The organism is Streptomyces sp. NPDC005496 (assembly GCF_042872045.1).
GTDB lineage: Bacteria > Actinomycetota > Actinomycetes > Streptomycetales > Streptomycetaceae > Streptomyces.
On the sequence record NZ_JBIAJQ010000017.1, the window covers coordinates 89,549 to 106,926 of the forward strand.

At 69.9% G+C, this 17,378-nt stretch carries 15 protein-coding genes, 1 rRNA gene and 1 riboswitch; of the genes, 3 read left to right on the forward strand and 13 right to left on the reverse strand.

The window, feature by feature from the left end:
* Positions 1–2: 2 nt before the first annotated feature.
* Positions 3–1,520 carry a glutamate--cysteine ligase gene (locus ACFYQQ_RS37775; protein WP_356171344.1) on the reverse strand — a complete coding sequence of 506 codons (1,518 nt, stop codon included), beginning with the start codon at positions 1,518–1,520 and terminating at the stop codon, positions 3–5.
* Positions 1,521–2,012: 492 nt separating this feature from the next.
* On the opposite strand from ACFYQQ_RS37775, the gene ACFYQQ_RS37780 reads away from it, so the two are divergent.
* Positions 2,013–2,597: a hypothetical protein gene (locus ACFYQQ_RS37780; protein WP_355788444.1), complete on the forward strand. Its 585-nt coding sequence runs from the start codon at positions 2,013–2,015 to the stop codon at positions 2,595–2,597.
* 385 nt (positions 2,598–2,982) lie between these two features.
* Positions 2,983–3,189, forward strand: a complete 207-nt coding sequence (locus ACFYQQ_RS37785; RefSeq protein ID WP_355788441.1) for a DUF5999 family protein — start codon at positions 2,983–2,985, stop codon at positions 3,187–3,189.
* Positions 3,190–3,287: 98 nt separating this feature from the next.
* Here ACFYQQ_RS37785 and gcvP read toward each other — a convergent pair whose 3' ends face one another.
* Positions 3,288–6,173: an aminomethyl-transferring glycine dehydrogenase gene (gene gcvP / locus ACFYQQ_RS37790; protein ID WP_356171350.1), complete on the reverse strand. Its 2,886-nt coding sequence runs from the start codon at positions 6,171–6,173 to the stop codon at positions 3,288–3,290.
* A 181-nt stretch (positions 6,174–6,354) separates the two neighbouring features.
* Positions 6,355–6,450, reverse strand: a riboswitch (glycine riboswitch).
* 116 nt (positions 6,451–6,566) lie between these two features.
* On the opposite strand from gcvP, the gene ACFYQQ_RS37795 reads away from it, so the two are divergent.
* On the forward strand, positions 6,567–6,944 hold the full coding sequence (locus tag ACFYQQ_RS37795) for a PRC-barrel domain-containing protein (protein ID WP_355789449.1): 378 nt from the start codon (positions 6,567–6,569) through the stop codon (positions 6,942–6,944).
* Here the strand turns inward: ACFYQQ_RS37795 and ACFYQQ_RS37800 are convergent.
* From ACFYQQ_RS37800 to rrf, 11 genes are all read right to left on the reverse strand, one after another.
* Positions 6,860–8,383, reverse strand: coding sequence for a DNA polymerase IV (locus ACFYQQ_RS37800; RefSeq protein ID WP_355789452.1), 1,524 nt, complete (start codon positions 8,381–8,383; stop codon positions 6,860–6,862). The two genes, ACFYQQ_RS37795 and ACFYQQ_RS37800, sit on opposite strands and share 85 nt — an antisense overlap.
* An 87-nt stretch (positions 8,384–8,470) precedes the next feature.
* Positions 8,471–9,103, reverse strand: coding sequence for a MerR family transcriptional regulator (locus ACFYQQ_RS37805; protein ID WP_355789455.1), 633 nt, complete (start codon positions 9,101–9,103; stop codon positions 8,471–8,473).
* A 217-nt stretch (positions 9,104–9,320) separates the two neighbouring features.
* A complete protein-coding gene (locus ACFYQQ_RS37810; protein ID WP_006123076.1) occupies positions 9,321–9,794 on the reverse strand; it encodes a bifunctional nuclease family protein in 474 nt (157 codons plus the stop codon).
* An 84-nt stretch (positions 9,795–9,878) separates the two neighbouring features.
* A complete protein-coding gene (locus ACFYQQ_RS37815; protein WP_356171360.1) occupies positions 9,879–10,634 on the reverse strand; it encodes a MerR family transcriptional regulator in 756 nt (251 codons plus the stop codon).
* Between the two features lie 38 nt (positions 10,635–10,672).
* Entirely contained in the window at positions 10,673–11,644 is a 972-nt protein-coding gene (locus tag ACFYQQ_RS37820) for an FHA domain-containing protein (RefSeq protein ID WP_355794217.1), read from the reverse strand.
* Between the two features lie 61 nt (positions 11,645–11,705).
* Positions 11,706–12,587 (reverse strand): DUF881 domain-containing protein, encoded by an 882-nt coding sequence (locus tag ACFYQQ_RS37825; protein ID WP_355794218.1) that lies wholly within the window; start codon positions 12,585–12,587, stop codon positions 11,706–11,708.
* Positions 12,588–12,592: 5 nt separating this feature from the next.
* Positions 12,593–12,925: a small basic family protein gene (locus tag ACFYQQ_RS37830; RefSeq protein WP_003988855.1), complete on the reverse strand. Its 333-nt coding sequence runs from the start codon at positions 12,923–12,925 to the stop codon at positions 12,593–12,595.
* Complete coding sequence (locus tag ACFYQQ_RS37835) at positions 12,922–13,818, reverse strand: DUF881 domain-containing protein (protein ID WP_355785665.1); 897 nt, start codon at positions 13,816–13,818, stop codon at positions 12,922–12,924. The genes ACFYQQ_RS37830 and ACFYQQ_RS37835 overlap by 4 nt, the downstream gene beginning before the upstream one ends.
* A 99-nt stretch (positions 13,819–13,917) precedes the next feature.
* Positions 13,918–16,413, reverse strand: a complete 2,496-nt coding sequence (locus ACFYQQ_RS37840; protein ID WP_355785662.1) for a mannose-1-phosphate guanyltransferase — start codon at positions 16,411–16,413, stop codon at positions 13,918–13,920.
* 111 nt (positions 16,414–16,524) lie between these two features.
* Complete coding sequence (locus ACFYQQ_RS37845; RefSeq protein WP_356171368.1) at positions 16,525–17,133, reverse strand: CDP-alcohol phosphatidyltransferase family protein; 609 nt, start codon at positions 17,131–17,133, stop codon at positions 16,525–16,527.
* A gap of 150 nt (positions 17,134–17,283) precedes the next feature.
* Positions 17,284–17,378: ribosomal RNA gene (rrf, locus tag ACFYQQ_RS37850) — 5S ribosomal RNA — on the reverse strand; the annotation flags it as partial.

The window sequence follows — 17,378 nt, forward strand, 5'->3', positions numbered from 1 at the left end:
GCTCAGCCCAGCGGTACCGGCTCCGGCAGCCCCACCGGCCACGTGTGCACCGGCTCCCCGGCGTGCATCAGCTCGGAGTACCGCTTGGTGGTGGCGGCCAGCGCGGCATCGCGCCCGAGCCCCTTCTCCAGCGCCTGGTGGAAGGTGGCCGCCTGCCAACTCGCGCCGTTGACCCGGAGCCGGCACCGCTCCTCGATCACGCCCAGGTAGAAGTCCCGGTCGACGGGCTCCACACCCCACGCGTCAAGGCCTGCCGCCGCCAGCGGCAGCAGCTCGTCGCGCACCAGGTCCACGGCGTCGACTTCCGCGGTCCCGCCCGAGCGGCCCCTGCCCGGCCACTGGAGGCGCGCGTCGATACCGTCGCGGCACGCGGCCTCGAAGTTCGCGGCCGCCGCCTCGAACGGCATCCGCGTCCACACCGGCTTCGTCTCGTCGGCCAGTGCCCGGACGAGCCCGTAGTAGAAGGCGGTGTTGGCCATGACGTCGGTGACGGTGGGCCCGGCGGGCAGCACCCGGTTCTCGACCCGCAGATGCGGCACCCCGTCGGCGATGTCGTACACCGGCCGGTTCCAGCGGTAGACCGTGCCGTTGTGCAGCACGAGCTCGGACAGCTTGGGGACGCCACCGCCGTCGAGCACCTTCAGCGGGTCCTCGTCGTCACAGATGGGCAGCAGCGCCGGGAAGTAGCGCAGGTTCTCCTCGAAGAGGTCGTAGGCGGACGTGATCCACCGCTCCCCGAACCAGGTCCTCGGCCGTACGCCCTGGGCCTGGAGCTCCGGCGGCCGGGTGTCCGTGGACTGCAGGAACAGCGGCGGCCGCGATTCGCGCCACAGCTCGTGCCCGAACAGGAAGGGCGAGTTGGCCCCGACGGCGATCTGCGCGGCGGCGATCGCCTGGGCGGCGTTCCACACGTCGGCGAACCGCGCCGGGGTGACCTGGAGGTGCAGCTGCACGGAGGTGCAGGCGGCCTCCGGGGCGATGGACCGGGACGTGCAGACCAGGCGCTCCACCCCGTCGATGTCGAGCGCGAAGTCCTCACCGCGGGCCGCCACGATCTGGTCGTTCAGCAGGGTGTAGCGGTCGACGTCCGACAGGTTCGAGGAGACCAGGTCGTCACGGCCGAGAGTCGGCAGAATGCCGATCATCACGATTCCGGCGTCGACCTCCTTCGCTTTGCGGTGCGCATAGGCGAGGGACGTGCTCAGCTCCTCCGAGAGCTGGTCGAATACCCGCCCGCCCAATCGGTGTGGAGCGATGTTCACTTCAAGATTGAACATGGCGAGTTCTGTTTGGAAATCCCGGCTCGCTATCCGATCGAGTACTTGCGCATTCATCATGCGCGGCGTGCCGTCCGGCCCCGCCAGATTCAGCTCGATCTCCAGGCCCATCAGATTCCGCGGACGCTCGAAGCGCTGTTCCTCCAGCAGCCTCTCGAGCCCCGCCAGACACTCCTGGAGCTTGCTGCGGTAGCGCTGCCGATCAGACAGGTCGAACGACCCCGCCACGACCTTCTCTCCCATCGAAGTTTCCCTCCTTGGATGGGTAGGCCGATGCTCCGGCCGCTCTGGTTCACGGTCACGGTGGATGATGCCCCGGCAACGCGATCCATAACGTCCCGGGCGGGCGCCGGGCCCGCTACCCTGGACGACGAGTACCCCCCGGCACATTCACCAGGCATGGTGCCGCGCGCAGTTTCACTCCTTTGCGCGCTCGTGAAAAACGCCGACGAGAATCGGCCGACCGCTTCGGCACGGTAAATCGAGGTCAGCTCCGCGCACCCCGCGCGAAAAGGGGAGGAACGCCACCTTTCGACGACCGAATAGGTCCTTGTTCTTCATCAGCGGAACAGCTAGACGAAACATTGTGTGAACACGTGTCGTATAAACTCCGCAAACGAGGCAGAGAGTTGGCGCTCGCCGTCATTGCATCCGCCCCTCTGACCCCGAGAGCTGACAGTGTCGTCCGCCCCCGCCCTCGCGCCACCGTGCCTGTCGAATGAGAGGCGACCCACCATGCCGCTGCATGTCCCCCCGGCTCCCGCGCCCGCCCTGCGCTCTGTCCTCACGGCACTCGGTTCCCCCACCGCTGTCCGCGAGGCGCGAACCCCGTCCCTGCGCAACGCCCAGGGACCCGTGACACCCGAACTCCCCCTGCCCGTGTACGTCCTCGACCGGATCACGCCCGCCGGCGCCTCCGCCACCCGGCTCGCCGGATGGCGCTTCCTGATCCGCAGCGGCGAGCGCGCGGTGGCCGCCGCCGAGACGATGCTGACCCCCGACGGCTGGGCCTTCTCCCACTTCTTCGAGGGCCCGTACGTCACCGCCACCGAGCGTGCCCTGCGCCAGGCGGAGAACATGCAGATCCCCTACCAGCCGCGGCTGCTGTCCGTGCCCGAGCTGTACATGCTCACGCTCTGGCTGCACGGCGACTGCACCGCCGACGGCGCCGACGGCCACCCCGCCGCCACCGATCTCCTGGTGCCGCTCGCGCCCGCGCCGCCCGGTATCGCGGCCCATCGCCCGCACCGCGTCGCCGAGCTGCTGCCCGTGCTCACCCACCGGGTGACGCCCGCTCCCCTGCTCGGCTCGCCCGCCTAGGAGGACAGGGACACACCCCGGCGGCCGGCTCTCCGTTCCAGGCCCGTGCCCCGCAGTCGTCGACCGGCTGCGGGGCACGTCGCTCTCCCGTGCCACCTGGCGCTCGTACGAGTGGCGAGCCCCTCCGCCCCGTCCGGACTAGCCCCATCGGGCCACCCCGAACCACCCGAAGAGACAGTGCAGTTGGGATGAACCGCCCGCACGGGTGATGCGTCATCAACCTGTGAGAAGTGCTGCTGCCAAATCCCTGCGGATTGACGCCCGTAGGGCAACACTGGTTCCAGACCGACTTATCAAACGGGGGGCGGCCATGAACGACGTTCCGAGCCGCAAGACAGTTCCGACAGCCAGCTCACACGTCACGACCCAGCGAAAGACTCCATCCATGTGCCAGCACCAGCCACCGTGCCCGACAGCCGACTCCGCCGACCGGGAGGCCGCCCTTCATGTGGCGCACCACCCGGAGCAGGGATGGAGCCTGCTGTGCAACGGCGTCGTCCTCTTCGAGGACACCGGTGAGCTCCTGCCCGACGGCCAGATCATCGCTCCGCACCGCCCCATGGGCACGGGACAGGTGATGACGGCCGCCTGAGCCGCACCATCGGACGGCTGCGACAGCCGCCCATGCACAAGAGGGGCCGGCCCGGAGACGCACTCTCCGAACCGGCCCCGACGTATGTCCCGCGGTGACTACTCCTCGTAAGCGTCCAGCGGCGGGCAGGAGCAGACGAGGTTGCGGTCGCCGTACGCCTGGTCGATGCGGCGCACCGGCGGCCAGTACTTGTCCGCGGCCGAGACACCGGCCGGGAAGACGGCCTCGGCACGGCTGTACGCGTGCTCCCAGTCGCCGCCCAGCGCCGCGGCCGTGTGCGGAGCCCCGCGCAGCGGGTTGTCCTCCGCCGGCCACTCGCCCGAGCCGACCTTCTCGATCTCGGCACGGATCGCGATCATCGCCTCGCAGAACCGGTCCAGCTCCACCAGGTCCTCGGACTCGGTCGGCTCGATCATCAGCGTCCCCGCGACGGGGAACGACATGGTCGGCGCGTGGAAGCCGTAGTCGATGAGCCGCTTGGCGATGTCGTCCACGCTGACGCCGGTCGCCTTGGTCAGCGGGCGCAGGTCGATGATGCACTCGTGCGCGACGAGGCCACCCGGACCGGTGTAGAGCACCGGGTAGTGCGGCTCCAAGCGCTTGGCGATGTAGTTCGCGGACAGCACCGCGACCTGCGTGGCCCGCTTGAGGCCCTCGCCGCCCATGAGCCGGACGTACGCCCAGGAGATCGGCAGGATTCCGGCGGAGCCCCAGGGCGCGGCCGAGATCGGGCCCACGCCCGTCTCCGGGCCGGCCGCGGGCTGCAGCGGGTGGTTCGGCAGGTACGGGGCGAGGTGGGCGCGCACGCCGACCGGGCCGACGCCCGGGCCGCCGCCGCCGTGCGGGATGCAGAACGTCTTGTGCAGGTTCAGGTGCGAGACGTCGCCGCCGAAGTGACCGGGCTTGGCGAGACCGACCAGCGCGTTCAGGTTGGCGCCGTCGACGTACACCTGGCCTCCGGCCTCGTGCACCTGGGCGCAGATGTCGGCCACGTGCTCCTCGAACACACCGTGCGTGGAGGGGTACGTGATCATCAGCACCGACAGCTCGTCGCGGTACCGCTCGATCTTGGCCCGCAGGTCCTCGACGTCGATCTCGCCGTCCCCGGCGGTCTTCACGACGACGACCTTCATGCCGGCCATCACGGCGCTGGCCGCGTTGGTGCCGTGGGCGGAGGACGGGATGAGGCAGACGGTGCGCTGCTCGTCGCCGTTGGCCCGGTGGTATCCGCGTACCGCGAGCAGACCCGCCAGCTCGCCCTGCGAACCGGCGTTGGGCTGCAACGACACGTTGTCGTAGCCCGTGACCTCGGCGAGCCGCTCCTCCAGCTCGTGGATGAGCGTCAGGTAGCCCTGCGCCTGCTCGGCGGGCGCGAAGGGGTGCATCTGCCCGAACTCGGGCCAGGTGACCGGCTCCATCTCGGTGGTCGCGTTGAGCTTCATCGTGCAGGAGCCCAGCGGGATCATGCCGCGGTCGAGCGCGTAGTCCCGGTCCGAGAGCCGGCGCAGGTAGCGCAGCATCGCGGTCTCGGAGCGGTACTGGTGGAAGACCGGGTGCGCCAGGTAGTCGTCGGTGCGCAGCAGCGACTCGGGCAGCGTGTCGGCGGCCGAGGCGTCCAGCGCCTCGATGTCGCCCTCGACGCCGAAGGCGGTCCACACGGCGCCGAGCTGCTTGCGCCCGGTGGTCTCGTCGCAGGCGAGCGACACGTGGTCGGCGTCGACGAGGTGCAGGTTGACCCCGCCCTCGCGGGCGGCGGCCACGACGGCGGCGGCCCGGCCGGGGACCCGCGCGGTCAGCGTGTCGAAGTACGAGCCGTGGACGACCTCGACGCCGCCGGCCTCCAGGCCCGCGGCGAGGATGGTGGCGTAGCGGTGCGTGCGCCGGGCGATCGTCCGCAGGCCCTCGGGTCCGTGGTAGACGGCGTACATGCCGGCCATGACGGCGAGCAGCACCTGCGCGGTGCAGATGTTGCTGGTGGCCTTCTCCCGGCGGATGTGCTGCTCACGGGTCTGCAGGGCCAGGCGGTACGCCTTGTGCCCGTCCGCGTCCACGGAGACGCCCACGAGCCGGCCGGGCAGGCTGCGCGCAAACGACTCGCGGACGGCCATGTAACCGGCGTGCGGCCCGCCGAAGCCCATCGGCACACCGAAGCGCTGGGTGGTGCCGACGGCGATGTCGGCGCCGAGGTCGCCGGGCGCGGTGAGCAGCGTCAGGGCGAGCAGGTCGGCGGCGACCGTGACGACGGCGCCGAGCTCGTGCGCCTGCTCGATGACAGGCTTGATGTCGCGTACGGCGCCGGAGGCGCCCGGGTACTGGATCAGCACGCCGTTGATCTCGCGGCCGGCTACGTCGGCCGGGAGGCCCTCGCTCAGGTCGGCGACCACGACCTCGACGCCGGTCGGCTCGGCGCGGGTCTGGATGACCGCGATCGTCTGCGGCAGGGCGTCCGCGTCGACCAGGAAGAGGCCCTTCTTGTTCTTGCCCATCCGCCGGGACAGCGCCATCGCCTCGGCGGCGGCGGTGCCCTCGTCCAGCAGCGAGGCGCCGGACGTCGGCAGGCCGGTCAGCTCCGCGACCACGGTCTGGAAGTTGAGCAGCGCCTCGAGGCGGCCCTGCGAGATCTCCGGCTGGTACGGCGTGTACGCGGTGTACCAGGCCGGGTTCTCCATCACGTTGCGCAGGATCACCGGCGGCGTGAAGGTGCCGTAGTACCCGAGGCCGATCATGGAGTCGAGCACCTGGTTGCGGTCCGCGAGGGAGCGCAGCTCGGCCAGGACCTCGGCCTCGGTGCGCGCGCCGGGGAGGTCCAGCGCGTCGGCGTTCTTGATGACGTCCGGGACCGCGGCGGCCGTGAGCTCGTCGAGCGAGCCGTATCCGACCTGCGCGAGCATCTTGGCTTGGGCCTCGTGGTCGGGCCCGATGTGGCGCTGCTCGAACGGGATGCCCTGTTCGAGCTCGGAGAGCGGAATGCGATGGGCGGTCATTGCGGAGGCCTCCTGGTCTGACACGACCTTCGGGGGGTACCACGACGCGGGTACCCCGACGGCCTCCCCCTCTGTCATCTCAACCTGAGAGCTTCACCGGGCCGTCCAGCAGCGGACGGACCGGCTTTCACCGTCGGTGAGGGCGGGAGCCGACGACGCCCGCCCTGCTTTCCAGAGTGACCTCGTCCGTGCGGTACGTGTGCCTGAGAGATTCCGGGGAGGATTTGCTCCTTCGGCGCCTCCGGATCTCGCCGGAGGACTCTCCCGCACGGGGTCAGCAGCCGTCTGCCAGCCTACCAGCGAGGACAACGCACGGGCTTTCGAGTGGCCGCCTTCCTGAATGTGCTCTTTCGTAGTGCTTACGGATGAGTTTTGCGACCAAGAGGAGGGACCGTGCAGACCGACATCGATCCGCGCAACCTGATCGGCCGCAAGGCGTTCGACCGCAAGGGCACCAAGATCGGCACGGTCGACGAGGTGTATCTCGACGACGCCACCGGAGCGCCCGAGTGGGCTGCCATACGGACGGGCCTGTTCAGCCGGGACGCGTTCGTCCCGCTGGAGCCCAGTGAGGTCGTGGAGGGGACCCTCCGGGTGCCCTTCGACCGCGCCCTCATCAAGGACGCGCCCGATTTCGGTGTCGGCCGCCACCTCTCCCCGGAGCAGGAACTCCAGCTCTACCACCACTACGGGCTCGATCTCGCGTCGCCCGCCCCGCCGGACCGCGACTTCGGCCGGCTCGCCGGCTCGGAAGAGGCCGGACCGGCCTGAACGCCCCGCTCCTCGGCGCTCTCCCTCGCATCCGTCACCGCCGCTGTCCCGCTCGCCGTCCCCGCGCCCTCCGCGGCACCGCCGGCCCCCGGCACCGGCGCGACCAGGGGCAGCGGGTCCGCCGGCTCCAGCGCGGGATCGTCGGTCCGGAACGTGCGCACGCGCCCGGGCCCCGAGTACGGCGTCTCCAACCGCACGGTCACCCGGCCGAGGCCGCTCCCCTGGACCCAGCCGTGCCCGTACTCGGCGTGCCGCACGTCGTGCCCCGACGGCCAGCGCCGCTCGGCCGGCGCCTCCGCCTCCGTGACGGCCTCCGGCACGCCCTCCTCCTCGGCCTGCTCCTGCGCCAGCAGCTCGCCCGCGGCGGCCTGGGCCTGCGCGAACAGGTCCTCCTGGGTGTAGTCGGCCAGCCCGGTGACGCCGACGCCCAGCAGCCGGACCCCGCCGGTCGTGTCCACCGAGTCCAGCAGCCGGGCGGCGGCCTCGCGCACCACCGAAGGGTCGTCCGTGGGCCCGCGCAGCGTCTCGGACCGGGTCAGGGTGGAGAAGTCGTACCGCCGCACCTTGAGCACCACCGTCCGGCCCGAGCGCCCGGCCTTCCGCAGCCGCACCACGCACCGGTCGGCGAGCCGCTGCACCTCCGTGGACACCCGCACCCGGTCGTGGATGTCGACTTCGTAGGTGTCCTCGACCGACACCGACTTGGTCTCGCGCTCGGCGACCACGGGCCGGTCGTCGTGCGCCAGGGCCATCGCGTACAGGGCGTGTCCGTGTGCTTTGCCCACGAGCCGCACCAGCTCGTCCTCGCCCGCCTCGGCGATCTCCTCGACCGTGGTGATCCCGGCGCGCCGCAGATGGTCGCCGGTCGCGGGCCCCACGCCGGGCAGCGTCCGCACCGACATCGGCCCGAGCAGGGCGCGCTCGGTCCCCGGCTCGATCAGCACCAGCCCGTCGGGCTTGGCCTGCTCGGAGGCGATCTTGGCGATCATCTTGGAGGCGGCGAGCCCCACCGACCCGGTCAGTCCCGTGACGGCCCGGATGTCGGCGCGCAGCTTCGCGCCCACCAGCCGCGCCGAGGTCTCGTCCCAGGCGGTCCCTGCGGCCTCCAGGTCGACGAACGCCTCGTCCAGGCTCAGCGGCTCCACGAGCGGCGACAGCTCCCGCAGCAGCCCCATGACCTGCTCACTGACGTCGCGGTAGAGCTGGAAGCGCGGTACGAGGTAGGCGGCGTTCGGCGCCAGTCGGCGGGCCTGCGCCATGGGCATCGCCGAGTGCACCCCGAACACCCGCGCCTCGTAGGAGGCGGTGGCGACCACACCGCGCACCCCGAGCCCGCCCACCACCACGGCCTTGCCGCGCAGGCTCGGCTTGGCGGCCTGCTCCGCCGAGGCGAAGAAGGCGTCCATGTCGAGATGCAGGATCGTGGGCGCGGTTCTCACATGTCCGATGCTGCCCTACGCCACTGACAATGCCCTGCCGGCCGCGGACCCCCGCGACGCCGCACGTGAGACGTGGGCGCCACGAGGTCAGACGGCGCGGTTGCGGCGCCGGGCCAGCTCGTCGGTGGGGTTCTGCCCGATCAGGGTCTCGCCGGTGTCGACCCGCTCCCCGTGCAGCTGTGAGAGCGCTCCCTCGACGTCCCGCCAGACGACCCCCACGGCGATCCCGAAGACCCCCTGGCCGCCCTGGAGCAGGGCGTGGACCTCGTCGGGCGAGGAGCACTCGTAGACCGTCGCCCCGTCGCTCATCAGCGTCATCCGCTCGAGATCGGCGAATCCCCGCTCACGCAGGTGCTGGACCGCGGTGCGGATGTTCTGCAGCGACACCCCCGTGTCGAGGAACCGCTTGACGATCTTCAGGACCACGACGTCGCGGAAGCTGTAGAGGCGCTGCGTCCCCGATCCGTGGGCCGGTCTCACGCTGGGCTCCACCAGGCCGGTGCGCGCCCAGTAGTCCAGCTGGCGGTAGGTGATACCCGCCGCCGCGCACGCCGTGGGACCGCGGTATCCGATCTCGTCGGACACCGACTCTTCGTCCGGCACCGCTGTCGGCCGCTGTGGAGCGGAGCCGGCCGCGTTGCCGTGAAGCGGGTACGGGCCGCTCTCCCCCAGACTGCGTCCGGGGGCACCCCCAGCCGTACCGTCGCCGCTGCTTCTCACGCCGACCTCCGTCCTTGAACTGCCTTCTCGACGGTAGGCAGTCGCCAGGGGTGCGTCAACGATCGCCACACTCGGCACGCCGAGTGATAATCACCCTAGGAGTGGTTTCCCGTGCCCCACCGCGGGGAAAGGCTAGCCGAATGCTCTCCGCGCGGGCCGTAAGACGCCTCACTGGCCTCCGGCATGTGCCGCTCGGAACCGCGGGCGGGCGGGGACGTCACTGACTGTTGGTCCCGAAGTCCTCGGGCGAGATCTGGTCGAGGAACTCGCGGAACTTCTCCACCTCGTCCTCCTGCTCGTCCGGGATCGCGATCCCCGCGTCGTCGAGCACCCCGTCGCTGCCGTAGATCGGCGTTCCGGTGCGCAGCGCGAGCGCTATGGCGTCGGACGGCCGCGCGCTCACCTCGACCCCGCTGGCGAAGACCAGCTCGGCGTAGAAGACGCCCTCACGCAGATCCGTGATGCGTACTTCGGTGAGCTCCTGGCCGACGGCCTCCAGCACGTCCTTGAACAGGTCGTGGGTCAGCGGTCGTGCGGGGGCCATGCCCTGCTGGGCGAAGGCGATCGCCGTCGCCTCCCCCGGGCCGATCCAGATGGGGAGGTAGCGGTCGCCTCCCACTTCGCGCAGGAGCACGATCGGTTGGTTGGAGGGCATTTCGACCCGGACACCTACGACATCGAGCTCGTTCACACAGCAACCCTAGGCCGTGCTCGGGACGTTTGGGTAGTCGGGCACAGAACGGGTGGACGATCCGCCACCGGCGAACACCCTCGATCAGGGCAGCCGGACACCCAGCGCCGTCTGCACCAGAGCCGCGTGCAGCTTGACCGTGAGCCCCGCCAGCTCCTTCGCACGGGCCTCGGCATGGGCCCTGGTCTGCGGGTTGCGGTGGCGCCGCAGCGGGGCCACCACCTGGTCCACGAGACCGGCCTCACGGTCCGCGGCGGCCTTCATCGCGCGCAGGTGGCGCGGCTCGATCCCGAACCGGCCCAGCTCGACCACGAGCGCGGCCACGGTGACCGCCTCGGCGTCGTAGCCCCCGTCCGGCAGTGGAGTGACGAGCCCGTACGACTCCCACTCGGCGAGCTCCCGCTCGTCGATCTCGGCGGCGGCGAGCAGCTCGTCGCGGCCGATACGGGCCGCGGTGGGCGCCTCCGGCTCCCCGAAGAGGTCGCCCAGGCGCTCGCCGTCCCCGACGTCGCGCTGGCGGCCCAGCGTGGGCAGCCGCACGTCGTCGCCCCGCTCCAGGGCGTCCAGGTGCTCCCGGATGACCTTGAGCGGCAGGTAGTGGTCGCGCTGCATCCGCAGGACGTGGCCGAGGCGCTCGACGTCCTGCGCGCTGAACTTGCGGTACCCCGAAGGGGTCCGCCGCGGCTCGATGAGGCCCTCGGCCTCCAGGAACCTGATCTTGGAGATGGTCACTTCGGGGAACTCGTCGCGCAGCGCGCTGAGCACCGTGCCGATGCTCATCAGCCCACTGTCCGCGGCGGCGGTGCCGCTGCCGGCACCGCCGCTCGGTGTTTGAAGCATGGACCTTCCCTGGGTCCCCCCGGACGGAGTTCGGGTGGTCAGACTCCCCGCTGGCTCGCGTAGAAGACCAGCCGGTACTTGCCGATCTGCACCTCGTCGCCGTTCGACAGGGCGACCTGGTCGATCCGCTCCCGGTTGACATACGTGCCGTTCAGGCTGCCGACGTCGGCGACCGTGAACGAGCCGTCCGCGGCGCGGCGGAACTCCACGTGGCGACGCGACACCGTCACGTCGTCCAGGAAGATGTCGCTCTGCGGATGACGTCCCGCCGTGGTCAGCTCACCGTCCAGCAGGAAGCGGCTGCCCGAGTTGGGACCACGGCGCACCACCAGGAGCGCCGATCCGAGAGGCAGCGCGTCGACGGCCGCCTGCGCCTCCGGGGAGAGCGCCGGCGACGGCGTCTGGCCCGTCACCTCGGAGTCGTAGGCCTCAAGGCCGGAGATGGAGATCGTGGACGTCGTCTCCGACGGACGCTCCGGAACCGCCCCGCCCCGCAGCGGCGCACCGCAGTTGGAGCAGAAACGGCTGTTCTCCGCGTTGCGGTTGCCGCACCTCGTGCATACCAGGGCCGACATGGACGGATCCTCCTGCCGCGGCTGCCCTCCAGGGGCTTGGGACGCGTACGGACCGGAGGTGTACCCTCCGCCCGCACCCGAGGTCGACGGATCCCCGAAACCTATGCGCCCGGACGCGGCAGGGTCAACAGACGGCGCGCCCTTACCACCGGGAACGTCACCGCCCGGACCAGCGACCTGGTCCCGGAACAACGGGCGGTCGCCCTGTCCCTCCGCGTCCCCGGGGCGCGGTGCACGGTGGCGGGCAGTCGCGTTCTCGTTGCCCTCTCGTGCGCTCTTGCCGAACAACTTCGCAAACAACTTCACGGGCGATTCCCCTTGACCGAAACAGACCCGCCCGTGGGGCAGGACGAACCCTGATTGAACACACCGGTCGACCCGGACATCCTCACAACGTCCGTATCCACCTGACAGTTTCCACCACGCACCACCCATTCGGTGCGCCGACCCCCCGCAACCTCATGCCCTGGCCCGGCAGCCGCCATGCGCCCGCGCCTCACGGGGAGGACGACCGAGCGTAGTCAGGCCGCTCCGCCGGTCGCAAGGCGTCCACGACGATCTTCGTCGAACGGTCCACCGTGACGGTGGCCTGCTCCTTCTCCAGCGTCTGCACCACACCTCCGGGGATGTTGAGCGCCGGCTCCAGATCCTGCGGCTTGCCGATGACCTTGAAACGATAGGGCTGGGTGATCTTGTTCCCGTCGACGCTCACTCCGGCGCCGGAATCCGTCAGATAGGTGTCGGCGACCACCCGGACGCCGTTGACCTGGATCGCCTCGGCCCCGGCCGCGCGCAGTTCCTGGATCGCGTCGAGCAGCATGTCCGCCTGGACCGTCCCCTTCGTGTCGTCGATGGTCACCGTGATCCCGGGTCCCTGCGCCGCCACCGTGCCCGCCAGAATGCCGAGTTGCTTCTCCTTCTCGACCGTCTGCTTGCGGGCCTCCTCGGCCTGGTTCGAGCTGTTCCGCAGCTCGGTGCGCTGGTCCTCGAGACCCTGCTTCTCGTCCTCAAGACGCTGAGTACGGTCGTCGAGTTCATCGAGGATGCGTACGAGATCCTCCTGGCGGGCACCCCGCAGGGCGCTCCCGCTGTCGCTGTTCGAGGCCACCTGGACGGCCAGGCCGAACCCGAGGCCGAACAGCAGCAGCGCGACGATCAGTTGGGCGCGGGTCACCCGGGGCGGCCACAGGCCCTTCGCCAGCCGCTGACGGCCGGTCAGCGAGGGCTCGCCCTCGCCTTTCTCCTGCTCACCCGGTGCCGGCTCCGGCCCGGAGGCCGGCGGCGCGGCCGGGACCTCCTCGGGCAGTTCCCTGCGCAGGCGGTGCTCCGAACTCGCCGGAGTCTCGGAGCCCTTGGGTGTCTTGTCCTCGTCGCTCATCGGTCTCACGCCCGGAAGACGTGCCGACGGATGGCCGCGGCGTTGGAGAAGATCCGGATGCCGAGCACGACCACCACACCCGTGGAGAGCTGGGCGCCGACGCCCAGCTTGTCGCCCAGGAACACGATGAGCGCGGCGACGACGACGTTCGACAGGAACGACACCACGAAGACCTTGTCGTCGAAGATGCCGTCCAGCATCGCGCGCAGGCCTCCGAAGACGGCGTCGAGCGCCGCCACGACGGCGATCGGAAGGTACGGCTCGACGACGGCCGGGACCTCGGGCCGGACCAACAATCCAGCCACGACTCCCACGACGAGGCCCAGTACGGCGATCACGATGTGCCCTTCTCTGTGCTCGACTCTGCTGTTCGTACGATCACACTCGGTGCGGCGGGCAGCCGGACGTCATCCTCCACGGAGATGCTGGTCCGGATGTCGAAGTTCTCCCGCAGCGCGTGCAGGTACTGACCGTCGGCGCTGTTCTGGAACCGGGTGCTCAGCCGCTTGCCGTCCCCCACCGCGAGCACCGTGTACGGAGGCACGAGCGGCTTGTTGTCGACCAGTATCGCGTCACCCGCGGCCCGGATCGCCGACAGCGCCGTCAGCCGCTGTCCGTTGATGGACACGGCCTCGGCGCCGGACTGCCAGAGTCCGTTGACGACGCGCTGCATGTCACGGTCGCGCACGCGTCCCGTGTCGGAGAAGTCGGAGGTCTCGCGCGGATCGCCGTTGCCTCCCGAAGAGGCGTCCTTGGCGTCGTCGACGACCAGCCTCACACCGGGACCGTGCACCGCGGTGGCACCCGACAGGATGCCCACCAGATCGGCCTGGTCCCCGCCCCCGTCCTGCTTCAGCGCCTCGCGCTGCCGGGCGCTCACGTCGTCCCGAAGGGTGTCGACGGCGCTCTCCAGCTTGTCCGCGGCCTTGGTCTCGCTCTCGATGCGGTCGATGAGCTCCTGGCGCTCCTTGGCGACCACGGGGGCCGCGACGCGCGCCTGCGCCGCTCCCACGGTCACCACCAGCCCCGCCAGCACCAGACCGGCGGCGAGCCCCAGCTTCGCCCGGAGGGTCTTCGGCAGTCCGCCGGCTTCCTCGGACTTCTTGCGCGCGGCCGCCTCGGCGTACCCGTCGTCGAGACTGTGGTCCATGACGTTGGTGAGCAGCGACATGGAGGCGTCCGGGCGCGTAGGTCGCGTGGGGGTGCTCCGAACGGGGGGCTGCTGCGGCATGCCGCACATCGTGCCACGTCGCCGGTGCTACCTCCGAATGGCCCCACCGGCGTGCCGGACAGGCACCCTTGAGGGGCACTTGTCCGGCACGCCGCTTGCTCAGCGGCCGGCGCTGTCCACGATCGCCGACCACTCGTCGAGCAGGGCCTGGGCGGACGCGTCGTCCGGGCCCTCGGCCCACAGGTGCGTCACGGCCTCCGCGGGGTCCGGGAGGACCATCACCCAGCGGCCGTCGGCCTCCACGACCCGCACACCGTCGGTCGTGTCGACAAAGCGATCGCCGGCCGCCTCCACGACCCGCCGCATGACGAGCCCCTTGACCGCCCACGGAGTCGCCAGGTCACGCTTGAGCACGTGCGCCCGCGGGATCCGCGCGTCGATCTGGCTCAGGGTGAGCTGCGTCCGCGCCACCAGCCCGATGAGCCGTACGAAGGCCGCCGTGCCGTCGAAGACACTGCTGAACTCCGGGATGATGAAGCCGCCGCGGCCGTCGCCACCGAAGATGGTCGACTCGTCGCGCCCCACGCGGGTCAGGTCGTCGGGCGACGTCGTCGTCCACTCGACCTGGGTCCCGTGGTACGCCGCCACCTGCTCGCCGATCCGGGTGGTGGTCACCGGCAGCGCCACCCGCCCGCTGCGCCGCTCCGCGGCCACCAGGTCGAGCATCACGAGCAGGGCCCGGTCGTCCTCGACGATCCGCCCCTTCTCGTCGACGAGCGACAGCCGCTCACCAACCGGGTCGAAGCGCACACCGAAAGCGGCCCGCGCGGACGCCACGATCTCTCCGAGCCGCACCAGACCCGAGCGGCGCGCGTCCGCCGTCTCCGTGGGCCGCGACTCGTCGAGACCGGGGTTGATGGTGAGCGCGTCGACGCCGAGCTTGCCGAGCAGGCTGGGCAGTACGAGACCGGCGCTGCCGTTGGAGGCGTCGACGACGACCTTGAGGCCGGACTCGGCGATCCCGGTCGTGTCGACATTGCGCAGCAGCGAGCCCGTGTACGAGTCGTAGACGCTCGCCGGGAAGTGCAGGTCACCGATCTCGCCCGGGAACGCACGCCGGTACTCCTGACGTGCGAACACGCGGTCCAGCTTGCGCTGGCTCGCCTGCGAGAGGTCGGCGCCGTCACCGTCGAAGAACATGATGTCGACCGAGTCCGGTACACCGGTGGTCGTCCTGATCATGATGCCGCCGGCACTGCCTCGGGCCGTCTGCTGCCGGGCCACCGGCAGCGGCACGTTCTCCAGGTCGCGTACGTCGATGGCGCTGGCCTGCAGCGCCGAGATGACCGCGCGCTTCAGGGCACGCGCACCACGCGAGTGGTCACGTGCCGTCGTGACGGTGGAGCCCTTCTTCAGCGTGGTCGCGTACGCCCCCGCGAGGCGCACGGCCAGCTCCGGGGTGATCTCCACGTTGAGGATGCCGGAGACGCCACGGGCGCCGAACAGATGCGCCTGTCCGCGCGACTCCCAGATCACCGACGTGTTGACGAAGGCGCCGGCCTCGATGGTCTTGAAGGGGTAGACGCGTACGTTCCCCTGGATGATCGATTCTTCACCCACCAGGCACTCGTCACCGATGACGGCGCCGTCCTCGATCCGTGCGGCGCGCATGATGTCGGTGTTCTTCCCGACCACGCAGCCGCGCAGATTGCTGTGCTGCCCGATGTACACGTTGTCGTGCACGACGGCTCTGTGCAGGAAGGCGCCGCTCTTGACGACGACGTTGGAGCCCACGACGGTGTGCTCACGGATCTCGGCGTCCGCCTCCACCTTGGCGTAGTCGCCGATGTAGAGCGGTCCCCTGAGCACGGCGTCGGGGTGCACCTCGGCACCCTCGGCGATCCAGACGCCCGGGGAGATCTCGAAGCCGTCGATCTCGACGTCGACCTTGCGCTCCAGGACGTCGGCCTGGGCCTTGACGTAGCTCTCGTGCGTGCCGACGTCCTCCCAGTAGCCCTCGGCGACGTAGCCGTAGATGGGCTTGCCTTCCTTCATCAGCTGAGGAAAGACGTCACCGGACCAGTCGACGGAGACGTCGGCCTCGACGTAGTCGAAGACCTCGGGCTCCATCACATAGATACCGGTGTTCACCGTGTCCGAGAAGACTTGGCCCCAGGTCGGCTTCTCCAGGAAGCGCTCGACCTTGCCCTCCTCGTCCACGATGGTGATGCCGAACTCCAGCGGGTTCGGCACACGGGTCAGGCAGACGGTGACCAGCCCACCCTTTTCCTTGTGGAAATTGATCAGGTCGGTGAGGTCGAAGTCGGTCAGCGCATCGCCGGAGATGACGAGGAAGGTGTCGTCCTTGAGCGCTTCCTCGGCGTTCTTGACGCTCCCGGCGGTACCGAGTGGCTTCTCCTCATTGGCATAGGTGAGCTCCATACCGAGCTCTTCGCCGTCCCCGAAGTAGTTCTTGACCAGCGAGGCCAGGAACTGGACGGTAACGACGGTCTCATTGAGCCCATGCCTTTTGAGCAGCCGCAGCACGTGCTCCATGATCGGGCGGTTCGCCACGGGCAGGAGCGGCTTGGGCATGCTCGAGGTCATAGGGCGAAGGCGTGTGCCTTCGCCTCCGGCCATCACGACGGCCTTCATGTCGGAAGCGTCCTCCTTGAAGAGACTGACTAGCCGACTTCACCCGTCCAAATTGTCCCGCACATTTCGTCGGCGGGCCAACGAGCCACTACAGCGCCCCGATGGGCGAGCTCAATCGGCCATGGTGTCCGCCGTGACAAGACGGCGGACCTGAACCACGTAGAGGACTCCTGCCCACCAGTACAGGGTTGTACCCCACCCTGCGAACGCCCATCCAAAAATAGCTCCGAGTGACGCGATCCAGCCGCTCGCGTCGCTGAGCAGCAGCAACGGGAAGGCGTACATCAGGTTGAAGGTGGCTGCCTTTCCCAGGAAGTTCACCTGGGGCGGCGGATAGCCGTGCCGCCGGAGGATGCCCACCATCACCAGCAGGACGAGTTCGCGCGCCAGCAGTACGCCGGTCAGCCAGAGCGGAAGAATCTCCCGCCAGGTGAGGCCGACCAGGGTGGACAGGATGTAGAGGCGGTCGGCCGCGGGGTCGAGCAGCCGGCCGAGGCTGCTGATCTGGTTCCAGCGCCTGGCGAGCTTTCCGTCCAGGTAGTCGCTGATGCCGCTGAGCATGAGCACCAGGAGGGCCCAGGCGTCGCTCTTGGGGCCTCCGAACTCCGGCCAGAGGATCAACCACAGGAACACGGGCACACCGACGAGACGCGCCATGCTGAGGATGTTCGGGATGGTGAGGACCCGGTCTGTCTGGACGCGGGTCTCCTGGACCTCCACCCGGGGGCCTCCTGTGGGAAACGAGCCGACGATGCCCCCTGACCTTACCCGCAGCCTTCACACAGCGAGGCGGAGGGGTGCCGGCGCCGCCGGAAAACAAAAAAGCTCCGGCTCTCGGGCGAATGCCCAAGAGCCGGAGCTATAAAAGGAGTTCGGCGGCGTCCTACTCTCCCACAGGGTCCCCCCTGCAGTACCATCGGCGCTGTAAGGCTTAGCTTCCGGGTTCGGAATGTAACCGGGCGTTT